Consider the following 11,857-nt stretch of genomic DNA (forward strand, 5'->3'; position numbering starts at 1 on the left):
CGCCCGCAAGCCCGCTTTGTCATCGTCGGCGACGGGCGCCTGCGCGACATCATCGAGGCGCTGGCGCAGGAGCTGAGCGTGACGGACCGGCTATTGCTCGTCGGGCTGTCGAACCACGTCGGCTATTGGTATTCGCAAATGGATGCCAGCGTGCTGCTGTCGCGCTACGAAGGGTTGCCGAACGTCCTGATCGAAGCCCAGCTGCTGGGCGTGCCGGTGATCTCGACACCGGCCGGCGGGGCAGGCGAGTGTTTCGTGGAGGACGAGACGGGTCATCTGCTGAGCGACGTCGATCACCCGGATCTGCACGAGGCCTGCGAGAAGGTCGCCTCGATGGTGGATCGGGTGCGCAGCAATGCGCAACTTCGACAGCAAAGCCGCGAGCGGGCGCAGAAGCTGTTTTCGCTTGACGCGATGCTGACCAAGTTCCTGGGCCTGTGCATGCCGGTCATGGCCATGTCCGAGAACGATGAACGCATGGATGCCGCGCCGCTGTGCCGGATGACGGCCTGATTGCTGGCTTGCTTTTCCGGTGTTCTGAAAATAAAGGGTTTTATGCAAATGAACGTCCCGGCCTCGGGCCTGCGGCGCAAGGCAGGCTTGACCATGGTGCTGCTTGCCGCACTTTCACTCTCGGGATGCCAGCTGCCGCGTTCCGGTCCGATGTTGAGCGAGATGACGGGGGCTCACGACGAGAAGGATGTCATCGTGATGCCCGTGTCGCGTGAGCTCGCGCAGGCGAGCCGGGTCCCGGAGGTCGCGGACTTTCCCGTGCGCTACCGGGACCTGACGCAGGCTGGATTCGACAGCCTGGTGCCCGGTGACGGCATCAACGTGAAGGTGTGGGAGCGCGGCGGCCTGGGCGTGTTCGCCGCGGACCCCTCGGGCGTGAGCGACCTGGGCAACCAGGAGATAGACCGGGCGGGGAACGTCAGTTTTCCCATCCTGGGGAAATTCCACGCCGAGGGCCTGACGCTGGGCAAGCTGCATGACGCCATCGTTGCGCGTCTGGCCAAGCTTGTCGTCGGCGCCGACGTCAGTGTCACGCGCGCTGCGGACGCGCGCGGGCAGATGGTGACGGTGCAGGGCAACCTGACCAAGCCCGGCATGTTCCCGATCACGCAGACCGCGCAACGCCTGAGCAGCGCGCTGGCGCAAGCGGCGCCCGTGCAGACCAACCCCGAGCAGCTCGTCATCAGCCTGCGGCGCGACAACCAGGTGGCGTCGGTGCGGTTGTCGGATATCTACCGCAACCAGAACAACGACATCCTGCTGCGGCCGGGGGATGTCATTACCGCGTATGACTCGAAAGAGTACCTGACTGTCCTGGGCGCGGCGGGCAATCAGGGGCGCGTGGCCATCAGCAAGCGCAACTACACGGTGCTGGATGCGCTGGCCGATTCCAAGGGGCTTGACGACAAGACCGCGGATCCGCGTTCCGTGTTCCTGTTCACGCCTGCCAAGGCCGGGGCCGAAGGCAAGCCGGACTTGCTGCCGGTCGTCTATCAGTTCGACCTGACCCGGCCGGAGCAGGTGGCGCTGGCGCGTGAATTCAGCGTGCATGAGGGCCAGGCCATCTATATCTCGGATGCGCCGTTCACCCAGGTGCAGAAGGTCTTGTCGGCCTTCCGCGTCACCATGAGCGCCGGCTTCAGCGCCACGCGGGCCATTGACAGCGATTCGGGCTCCAGTTCCGGCGTCTCCCAATAGCGTGTCGATGAGTAACGAGGACCGGATCAAGGGCTGGCGCTCGCGCCGCAAGGACAGCAACTACGCGGTGGGAGCGGGCGTCGCGGCCTGGCGGCTGGATCCCGCTGCCCTGTTTGAAGCAAACGCCACGCCGGCGGTCTTGTTCAAGCCGCTGCTCGCCCGCCTTCAGGGCGAGCCGCACGACTCCGTGGCCGCCCGCCGGGCGGTGTACGAGGCCGTGCAGGCGGAGTTGGATGCCGAGATCGCAAGCAGCCGGGTCGACGAGACCCTGGCGGATTTTTCACGGCGGCGCCTGCGCCTGATCGTGCGCCTGCTGGAACAGGATATCCGCGCGGGCGTGGCGGTGTTCGCGCCGGGGTACATGCCGGCCAAGCTGGTGGCGGAAGACGCGCGCTTGGCCGCGGCGCATGCCCGGCGCGTGGAGCGGCGCAAGCAGGACGAGGCGCGCGAAGCGCGCCGTCATGCCTCCCGCAACGACATTGCGCTGGAGATCGAGCTGTCCGGCAGCGAGGCCGGCGATCTTGCGATCTTGCGGCAACGCTTGCAGGCCTTGCATGAAGGACATCCCGCAAGCGGCGCCGGCAATGTCCGGCCCGTCGGGCGCACGCTGATGGCGTTGTTCGTCTACCAGTTGCGCGTGATACATGGCGAGAGCCGGATCGCGTTGCTGTGGGCGCTGGTCGGCCCGGTGGTGCTGCTGACGCTGATCTCGTCCTTGTACATCCTGATGGGAACGCATTACATCCTGGGCATGGATGTGCAGACGTTCTCGCTGCTGGGTGCAACGACCTGGATCATGTTCCGGCAGATCATTTTCCGAAGCAGCGCGGCGTACATATCCGCGCGGGGCTTGCTGAACTTCCAGGGCGTGACGCCGCTGATGTGCGCGCTGGTGCAGGCGCTGATCTACCTGTCGGTGTATCTGGTGGTGTTCGCGGTGCTGATCAGCGCGGGGCACGCGTTGGAGTTGATCACGCTGCCGGAAAGTTGGGCGGGGTTCATTCTTTTCGTCGTGCTGATGGGGTGTTGCGGCGCGGCGATGGGGGTGCTGTTCGGCTCCATCGCGACGTTCTGGCACTTCTATCTGAGGCTCGCTCCCGTGATCGAGCGGTTTCTCCAGATCTTCTCAAGCGTCTTCTTCGTGTCGGAGCAACTGCCGGAGCACCTGCGCCCCTGGATCCTGTGGTCGCCTTTCGCGCACGGCATGCAACTGCTGCGCTCGGCGTACTTCGAGGCCTACGAGTCGCATGACGCGAGCCTGGGCTATTTCCTGACGTCGCTGGTGTTCCTGATGGTGGTCGCCCTGGCGGCCGAGCGCCTGGCCCGTCCCAATGTCCAGCCGATGTGAGGCAAGAGAATGATTCATCTCAATGGCGTCACTGACGAACCCTATGCATTCGGAAGCCGGCAACCGCTGCTGGCCAATGTCGACCTCGACATTCCTGTCGGGCGCTATGCCTTGCTGTCGCATTCGCCCGAGCTGCATCGCCAGATCGTCGACGTCTTGTGCTGCCTGCGGCCGCCGCGCCAGGGCTTCGTCAAGCACGACGGAAACGTCTCGTGGGCGATCGGCCGGCAAGGCTTCATCCGCGGCAAGGCAAGCGGCCTGAGCATCATCGATTTCGTCTGCGAGATGTACGAGATCGACGTGGACGCCACGTACGAACTGGTCGCCGACCTGATCAGCGATCCGAAAGTCCTGGCCAAGCCCATGGAACATTGGCCGCTCTACGCCCGGCAGGAGTTTTCGTTCGCACTGGCGCTGGCGCCGGCGTTCGATGTCTACGTGATCGAAGGGGCCATCCCTTTCGAACCTTGCCGTTTCACCCGCCTTTGGCTGGCTCTGTTCGAAGAGCGGCTGATTGGCCGGACACTCATTTTTTCCAGTTACCGCCAGAATCAGATGGCGGATTACTGCCTAAAAGGCTTGATTTATGAACGAAGCGCTCTCAGCATCGAAGACGACCTCGACCAGTGCATCAGCAAGTTCCCCCCTCGACGATCAAGGAGCGAATCCGGCACAGGCGACGACGGCTTCGGAGGCGGCTTCGAGGAAGGGCAGCTCGGCCTCTGAAGGCGGGTCCGAGATCGAACGCCGCCGTCGCGAGCGGCAGTCGGCGCTGCGCGAGCGTCGCCGCCACCGTTGGATCAATGCGGTCATCGTCGTTGCGCCGGTCGTGTTCGCGCTGATCTACGTGCTCTGCATCGCGACGCCGCGCTACGAGGCCGAGTCGCGGTTCTTCGTGCAATCGGGGTCCGGCCAGCAAGGCGGCGGAGGCGGCGCGGCAAGCCTGCTCACCACCGGCAACATGGGCGGCATGCTGGGCGGCTTTGTCGACGGTTGGGCCGTTGCGGATTTCCTGAAGTCGCGCGACGCCATGCAGCAGCTGGACAAGAAAGTAGGCCTGCGCCAATACCTGATCCGCGCGGGCATGGACCCGGTCAGCCACCTTGCCGAAGATTCGAGCGAAGACGATCTGTATCGCGCCTATCAGGCGTCGGTGCAGGTGTCGTTCAATGCGCTGGAGCAGATCGACGTATTGCGCGTGAGCGCGTTCTCGCCGGAGGATGCCGCGACGCTGTCGAAGGCGCTGATCGGTCTGGCCGAGGACTTCGTCAGCTCGATGAACGAAAAGGGCGTGGCCGACAAATTGAAGGTCAGCGAGGAATCGGTCAAGCTTGCCGAGCAGAAGGCGTTTGCCGCCCGGGAGGCACTGACGGCGTGGCGCACCACGCACGGCAACATCGATCCGTCAGCCACGGTGGCGATGCTGCTGAACCTGTCCAGCCAGCTCGAAGGCGAGCTCAGCAGTGCGCAGATCAATCTGGACAAGATCCGCGCGCTGGGCAACAAAGACCACTTCATGCTGAAACCTGCCGAGTTGCAGGTCGCGGCGCTGCAAAAGCGCATCGCGTCATTGCGCCGCCGCCTGAGCGGCGAAGGCAATACGGAAGCCAAGCAGCTCAAGTCGTACGAGGCGCTGAGGAATACCCAGGCGTTCGCGGATTCGAACCTGACGCTGGCGCAGCAGACGTACCAGCAGGCCGTGACCGACGCGCTGCGGTTGCAGCGGTATTTGTCCATCATTGCGCAACCGGTGCCGACCGACCGGCCCAGCAGCCCGCGCACGGGGATCCTGCTGCTGCAAGCGCTGGCGTTGGGCTTTGTGCTGATGTTCATCTCGCGGGTGGGGATGGCGTTGTTGAGGGGGCTGCGTCATGGTTGATACGGCGATCGAAAACCGTCGCGCCGAGGCCGACGCCACGGCCGGGCTGCGCGAGGTCATCAAGGACATCCATTCCGCCGCCGACCCGGAACAGCACATGGCCAGGCTTGCGCCGGCGCTGGCGCAGGTCAGTGACGGTTGGCGTGACGTCCGGCGCTTGCTGGTTTCTCCCTTCGTGCGAGAGGGCAGGTTTGCGCCGGCGATCGCCGCGCTTGACGTCCTGGCGGCTGCCTACCCCTTGCGCGCCGATGATCGCCGCATGCTGGCGAGCCTGTTGGGACGCACGGAACAGTGGGACCGCGCGATCGCCGAGGCGGACGCCGCAGCGCGCATCGAGCCCGACGCCGCAGCGCTGCATGCCGCAAGGATTCAATTGCGCGTGCAGGCCGGGCGTGTGGCCGAGGCCGCCGAAGTCGCCCGCGCGACCCTCGGCCTGGCGCAGCGGGAGCCGGGCGAAGCGTACTTCTGGTTGCTTGCCTTCGTGCGCAACGGTGATGTCGCCGAGGCGGCGGGCATTGCCGCCGCGCTGGATCCGGACAATTTGCCCAACGAACGCGCGGCGACGATGGCCGTGCGCGCCCTGCTTGAGGACGGCAGGGTGGAGGCGTCGATCCGGCTCGGCGATGCGGCGTTGGCCGCGGGCCACGACAGCGCCGCGTTGCGCTCGTCCCTGGGGCTATCGCACCTGCGGCGTGCCTCCGAGGACGATCGCAAGGTGCATGCGCTGGCGCATTTCGAGGCGGGCCTGAAGGCGTCACCGGCCGATGTCAGGCTGTTGACGCTTTACGGCGAAACCCTGCTGCGTGCCGGGCGGTACAAGGAGGCGGTGGCGCCGCTGGCGCAGGCCATCGATCTGGCGCCCGATCTGGAGCAGACGCGCGCCCTGTATGCGCGCGCGCTGCGCTATACGCTGCAGTACGACGATGCCGCCGACCAGATGATGAAGCTGGTCGAGAAATCTCCAGACAAGCTGCTCTGGCAGCGTTCGGCCATTGGCGCGCTGTCGCAGGCGGGCCGCAAGCAGGAAGCCGAGGCGCTGTTCGAACAATATGTCGCGAAACGTGGCACCGCGCTGCCGAAGACCTTCCAGGAGGCGTTGAGCCAACTGGAGGATCGCCTGCACGCGGCCCCGATTCCGCAGGCGCGCCTGGACTGGGCGTGGTCGCTGCGCGGCGAGCCCGACGCCGATCGCGCGCAATGGGAACGCCGGGCGCGCTGGGGCCATCTGGTGGATCATCTTCTGTTCGATTGGCTCGAATGCCGCGAGGACAACGTCGAAGAGGCCATGCAGGTGTTGGGCGAGCTCGATACGGGCGAGCGCTTTTTCGCGCCGCTGCTGGCGGCGGGCCGGGGCGTGGTGGTGGCCACCGCGCACGTCGGCCCCATGTACGCGGGGCTGATGGCGTTGGAATTGCTGGGCATTCCGTCGCGCTGGCTTGCCACGGCGCCCAGCATCGCCCAAAGCAGCTATGCGGCGGCCTTGATCTCCACCGCGGACCAGACCGAGGCGCAGGTCGCCAAGGCCTGCATGCGCGCGATCGGATCGGGCTACGTGCTGTGCCTGGCGATCGACGGCGCGGCCAACCCGGCTGCGCCGCGGACGACCTTCGAAGGGCAGGAAGTCACGTACTCCAGTTTTGCGTCGCATCTGGCGCATCGCCTTCGCGTGCCGTCGGTGTTTTACGCGCCGCGCTGGGAGAACGGCCAGGTCGCGTATACGCTGGAAATGCTGCCTGCTGCCGAGCCGGGGGAGGACGCCGACGCGTACGCGCTGCGCTGGCAGAAGGCGTACTTCGAACGGCTTCGCGAACACCTGGCCGGCCCGCCGGAGAACCTGCGCTTGAGCGGGGGAATCTGGCGTCATGTGCAATCCGCGGACCGGTCCGCGCAGTGAGAGGGAGCAAGCATCGATGAGATCAGGAATGAAGCCGCTGCGTTGGCTGTTGGCCTTGGCCGTCTTGCATGGCGGCGCGGCGGCCGCGAATGAAACGTGCGCAAGCCCGGATGAGCACTGCCCGTCCATCGCGTCGCTGCTTTCCCAGCGCGAGGGCTATGGCGCCCGCGCCACCGGCGGATTGGGAGGCCGATTCGTCGAGGTCACGTCCGACAAGGACGCCGGGCCGGGAACGCTGCGCGCCGCGCTGGAGCAAGCCAGGAAGGGACCTGCGTGGATCCGCTTTGCGTCCGACATGACGATTCTGCTTGACTCGCAACTGCGCGTGCCGTCGAACGTCACCATCGACGGGCGCGGCAAGCAGGTCACGTTGATCGATGACGGGCTGGGCGTGTATGGCAGCAAGAACGTCATCTTGACGCATCTGACCATCGACGGGCGTCTGACGCGGCTGACCCAGGCCGTGAATGTGGCCAACGGCAGCAGCGACGTATGGGTCGATCACCTTGATCTCTCGCGTATGTCGGACCGCCTGCTCAATGTGAAGAACGGCTCGACCGACGTCACGGTGTCATGGACGAAGTTCCATAACTCCAACAAGGTGATGCTGCTGAACAACATTACCTCGAAGAACCTGTTCGAGAACTACGACCGCGATTCGATCGCGCGCGTGACGCTGCACCACAATTATTTCTTCAACACCGTGCAACGCAACCCAAGAGGGCAATTCGGCACGTTCCACCTGTTCAACAACCTGCTGGAGAACTGGGATTTCTACGGCATGAGCTTCAGCCTGGAGGCCAAGGCGTTTGTCGAAGGGAACATATTCAGCAACGACGCGCAGCGCAAATGCGTGGAGCCCGCGTTCTTCCCCACGGTGGAAGGCATCAACGTGAATTACTGCCGCTACATCCCTGTGGCGTCCAAGCGCAGCGCGCTGGACAATGGCGAGTCCGATCGCGGCGCCTACGAGAAGCTGAAGGCGCAGCATGGCTATACGCGCGACTACAAGGCGTTCTTGCGCTTGAAAGACAATCTTTACCTGGGCGACGCGAAGCCGGTGCTGCAGGACTACCGGCCCGAGGCGGCGCCGACGCCGCCGTATTGCTATGGTTATGAACGCGCCACGCCGGAACTGGCCGAGAAGATCCGCAAGTTCGCCGGCAACACGGCCGGCGATACACCGTTGCCGGCGACAAGGGTGGGATCGGGCTGCTGAGTGCCGGGTGCGTCGGCTTCAAAGATGCAGTGCCGGGCCTGCTCCGGTCCCAGACGGCGCGGACCCGACGCTGACCCGTAGTGCGATCAGGAGCGCAGCAAGCAGCATCAAGATGCCGCCAGCGAGGAATACGCCCGCGATGCCAGTGAAGCTGAACATCGCGCCGCCGGCAGCCGCACCTGCTGCGATCGAGGATTGCACCGAGGCCACGACCATTCCGCCCGCGCTTTCCGCTTGATCCGGCACGGCGCGCGCCACCCAGTTCGACCATGCCACGGGCACGCCGCCGAAGGCCAGCCCCCAGAACGCCACCAGTAGCGCCTGTCCCCCCAGCGAAGCCGGCATCAAGACCAGGGCCAACCCGGCCACGCCCACCAGCGCGGGCATCACTGCCAACGTCATGTGCAGGCTGCGCTGCATCAGCACGCCGGCCAGCATCGTGCCGGCGAAATTCGCGATACCGAAACCCAGCAATATCAACGCGAGGCCGTCCGTGCCGACGCCCGTCGTGCTTTCCAGGAACGGGCGGATGTAGGTGAAGAGTGCGAAATGGCCGGTATGGGCAAGCACACACCCCAACATCCCGATGGCGATTCCCGGGCGCAGCAGCACATCCAGAACCGTTCCAAGCCGTGCCGGCTGGCGCGGCGCCAGCCGCGGGAGCGTGAACCACTGGAAGGCCAACGTAATCAGTCCAACTGCGGCTGCCGCGACGAAAGCGCTGCGCCAGCCATACCTCCCGCCCAGGTAACTGCCAAGGGGCACGGCCACCACGGTGCCTACCGCGATGCCGCTGAAAATGATCGACAGGGCGCGTGGCAGCAGCGCGGGCGGCACCAGTCGCATCGCAACGGCAGCGGCCATGCTCCAGAATCCCCCCAGCGCGATGCCCAGCAGCACCCGCATCGTGAGCAGCACCCACATGCTGGAGGACAAGGCGACCAACAGGTTGGAGGCGATCATCAGCGTGGAAAAGCCAAGCAGGACCACGCGCCGGTCAATGCCCCGCGTCAGGCCCGGCACCAGTAATCCGGCAAACAACGCCACGACGGCCGTCACGGTCACTGCCTGTCCCGCCAAGGCTTCCGACACGCTCAGGGCGGCGGCCATCGGCGTCAGCAGGCTGGCCGGGAGGTACTCCGCCGTCAACAGGCCGAACACCCCCATCGCCAACGAGAACACCGCCATCCAGGCCGCAGAGGTCGGCGCGGCGTCGCCCGCATGGTCCCCCGTGGTATTGGCCAAGGGGTCACAGATACAGTTGCTCATCACATTACTTCCCAGAAAAACAATCTCAGCCCAGAGTCTAGGTTTGAATTTCAGGATGATCTATGATGGTTCGTCTTGAATGTTTGATCGAAACTCCTGGAATGGACGCGTTGGACAATTTTTCCCTTTCCTCGGACCTCATCAGCGAACTGTTGACCGGCATGCGTCTGCGCGGCGTCCAGTACCGCCGTATCCAGGCCGGCCCGTCCTTCGGACTGAGCTTCGAAGCCAAGCCCGGCCATGGCTACTTCCATTACCTGGCGGTCGGCACCGCCGTGCTACGCACCGCCGACGGCAGCTTGCACGAGTTGTCGGCCGGCAATGCCGTGTTCATTCCCCAAGGTGGCGCGCATCAACTGTTATCCGGGCCGGACGTGCCGGTCCAGGGTATCGACAGCTTTGTGGCGGCGCCTCTTGGGGATGCGGTCAGCGCCGTGGATGCGTGTCCCAGCACCCATCCCATTCCCAGCGTCATCCTGTTTTACGGCTGCATGGAGTTCGACCTGGGCGGCATGCAGGGTCTTGGCAAGCTGATGCCCGGTGTCATGCAGGTGGATGCGGCCGGCGAGCGCTATCCCGGCCTGATGCCCATCCTGGCTTCCATGAAAGGGGAAATCTGCTCCGGGCGGGTGGGGTTCGCGGGTATTCTGGCCCGCCTGGCCGAAGTGGTGGCCGCCATGATCGTGCGCGGCTGGGTCGAGTGTGGATGTGACAATGCTTCGGGTCTGGTGGCCGCCTTGCGCGACCCCCGGCTGGCCCGGGCCATCCTGGCGCTGCATCGGCAGCCAGGACGCGATTGGACGGTGGCAGAGCTGGCAGAGGAATGCCATATTTCTCGGTCCGTCTTTGCGGACCGCTTCCAGGCAACGATCGGCACGCCGCCCTTACGATACGCCACGGAGCTGAAGATGCGCCTTGCCAGCCAGTGGCTTACCCAAGACAGGCTTTCGATCGAAGTCGTGGCCCAGCAATTGGGCTATACATCCCAAGCGGCCTTCAGCCGCGCTTTCAAGCGCATTACCGGTCTACCGCCCGGCGCGAGCCGACAGCTGCGGTGACCTGCCAACAGAACAGGACGTGCGAAATGGATCAACAAGAACGCAACGGCGCATCTTCCGAAGGACGTGCCCCCACGGGCGGCTTCGCGGCCATGGTCCCGGAGCTGGATGTCACCCGTCTGGAAGCCAGCCTTGATTTCTGGTGCGGGCTGCTCGGCTTCGAGATCGCCTATGCGCGGCGCGAGGCGGGGTTCGCGTATCTGGAGCGCGGTCCGCTTCAGATCATGCTTTGCGAACTCAACCACGAATGGGACACGGCCCCGCTTGAACGCCCCTTCGGGCGCGGTGTCAATTTCCAGATGCAGGTGGACCGCGTGGAACCCATCGTGCAAGCGTTGGCCGAAGCCCGGTGGCCGCTCTTTCGCCCCATCGAGGAAAAGCGCTACCGGGTCGGTGCGGGCTGGTCGTCGTGCAAGGAATTCCTGGTGCAGGATCCGGACGGCTATCTGCTGCGGTTTGCGGCGGATGGGGCGCGGGAGCCCGTTGCCCTGTGACACCGGCCTCGACGGGGCGGCGTGACGGGTCGGCCGGTATACAAATGCCAGGCTGTATTCGCGTTTTACAAACGTTAGTTTGTAACCTCGGCCCCCTGGGTCGGGCAGGACTTTCCAGCGTTCTTGTCATTCCCCGTTACCGGGAGGAAAATCCCCGCTTGGCGCGCGGCGCAGCCAGCGCCTGGACGATGCTCGATCCGGCCGCCGGGGGAATTGCACGTGAAGGATGCTGGTCAGTACAAGACGCACGACGCAACCGTACTTGAACCCAGTCCGTCGTCGGACTGGGTGTACCACTGCGCCATGAGCCTGCTGAAATGCCCGGCCGATGATGCGATATCGGAGCTGCTGGCGTTCATGGGCGAGACCTCGGACGTGGACCGGTCCTGGATGATCGAATACCGGCCCGACCTGCTGCGCCTGCGCAATACGCACGAGTGGTGCCGCGGCCAGACGCAGCCGTTCGTGGCCGAGCTTCAGGACGTGCCGACGACGCTGATCGCCTGGCTGCACCGGTTCATGATGAAAGGCCAGGCCGTGGCCATCCACGACGTGAATGACCTGCCGCGGACCGCGCGGGCGATCCAGGTGGAGTTCCAGCGCCAGGGCAACAAGAGCGTGCTGAGCGTGCCCGTCTTCCATGAGAAGAAGCTCTACGGGATCATCGGTTTCGACACCACCGTCAAGCACAGGACCTGGTCGCCCGACGAGGTCCAGGCCCTGTTCCAATGCGCCAACCTGATCGGCCAGGCCAAGTACGCAAACAGCCGGGATCACAGCCGGACGGCGCACTATGAACGGTCGACGGCGGTCATCTATCTGAGCATGCGCGGCGTGGTGCGAGGCGTGCAGCCCGAGGCGATCGTGGGCGTGCGCTCGGCGGGAAACTACAGCGAGATCTGGCTTGAGGACGGGTCGATGGTGCTGGACTCCCGCGCGCTGGGCATGTGGTCGACCCTGCTGCCCGAGAAGACGTTCTTCCGCGT

The 11,857-nt window shown here is 65.0% G+C and carries 11 protein-coding genes; 10 read left to right on the forward strand and 1 reads right to left on the reverse strand.

From position 1 onward, the window contains the following. The 7 genes from ACO6D5_RS27730 to ACO6D5_RS27760 form a co-directional block, all read left to right on the forward strand. A partial coding sequence (locus ACO6D5_RS27730) for a glycosyltransferase (protein ID WP_485827167.1) occupies positions 1-513 on the forward strand: 513 nt, incomplete at its 5' end. A gap of 42 nt (positions 514-555) precedes the next feature. Next, positions 556-1,710 carry a polysaccharide biosynthesis/export family protein gene (locus tag ACO6D5_RS27735; protein ID WP_035213923.1) on the forward strand — a complete coding sequence of 385 codons (1,155 nt, stop codon included), beginning with the start codon at positions 556-558 and terminating at the stop codon, positions 1,708-1,710. A gap of 7 nt (positions 1,711-1,717) precedes the next feature. Next, positions 1,718-3,058: an ABC transporter permease gene (locus tag ACO6D5_RS27740; protein ID WP_315528557.1), complete on the forward strand. Its 1,341-nt coding sequence runs from the start codon at positions 1,718-1,720 to the stop codon at positions 3,056-3,058. Positions 3,059-3,067: 9 nt separating this feature from the next. Further along, positions 3,068-3,784 (forward strand): P-loop NTPase family protein, encoded by a 717-nt coding sequence (locus ACO6D5_RS27745; RefSeq protein ID WP_088589703.1) that lies wholly within the window; start codon positions 3,068-3,070, stop codon positions 3,782-3,784. Positions 3,785-3,887: 103 nt separating this feature from the next. After that, positions 3,888-4,937, forward strand: coding sequence for a KpsE/RkpR family capsule polysaccharide export protein (locus ACO6D5_RS27750; RefSeq protein WP_485827168.1), 1,050 nt, complete (start codon positions 3,888-3,890; stop codon positions 4,935-4,937). Beyond that, positions 4,930-6,831, forward strand: coding sequence for a Vi polysaccharide transport protein VexE (locus tag ACO6D5_RS27755; protein ID WP_485827169.1), 1,902 nt, complete (start codon positions 4,930-4,932; stop codon positions 6,829-6,831). The genes ACO6D5_RS27750 and ACO6D5_RS27755 overlap by 8 nt, the downstream gene beginning before the upstream one ends. A 28-nt stretch (positions 6,832-6,859) precedes the next feature. Further along, on the forward strand, positions 6,860-8,050 hold the full coding sequence (locus tag ACO6D5_RS27760; protein ID WP_485827170.1) for a pectate lyase family protein: 1,191 nt from the start codon (positions 6,860-6,862) through the stop codon (positions 8,048-8,050). A gap of 18 nt (positions 8,051-8,068) precedes the next feature. Here the strand turns inward: ACO6D5_RS27760 and ACO6D5_RS27765 are convergent, their stop codons facing one another. Beyond that, positions 8,069-9,319: an MFS transporter gene (locus tag ACO6D5_RS27765; RefSeq protein WP_485827171.1), complete on the reverse strand. Its 1,251-nt coding sequence runs from the start codon at positions 9,317-9,319 to the stop codon at positions 8,069-8,071. A gap of 101 nt (positions 9,320-9,420) precedes the next feature. On the opposite strand from ACO6D5_RS27765, the gene ACO6D5_RS27770 reads away from it, so the two are divergent. The 3 genes from ACO6D5_RS27770 to ACO6D5_RS27780 all read left to right on the forward strand — a co-directional run. Next, positions 9,421-10,377, forward strand: a complete 957-nt coding sequence (locus ACO6D5_RS27770) for an AraC family transcriptional regulator (protein ID WP_485827172.1) — start codon at positions 9,421-9,423, stop codon at positions 10,375-10,377. Between the two features lie 26 nt (positions 10,378-10,403). Further along, positions 10,404-10,871, forward strand: a complete 468-nt coding sequence (locus ACO6D5_RS27775) for a VOC family protein (RefSeq protein WP_315528567.1) — start codon at positions 10,404-10,406, stop codon at positions 10,869-10,871. A gap of 219 nt (positions 10,872-11,090) precedes the next feature. Beyond that, positions 11,091-11,857, forward strand: a 767-nt coding sequence (locus ACO6D5_RS27780; RefSeq protein ID WP_485827173.1) for a GAF domain-containing protein, incomplete at its 3' end; no start/stop codon positions are given.

It is taken from the genome of Achromobacter sp. (genome assembly GCF_057314935.1).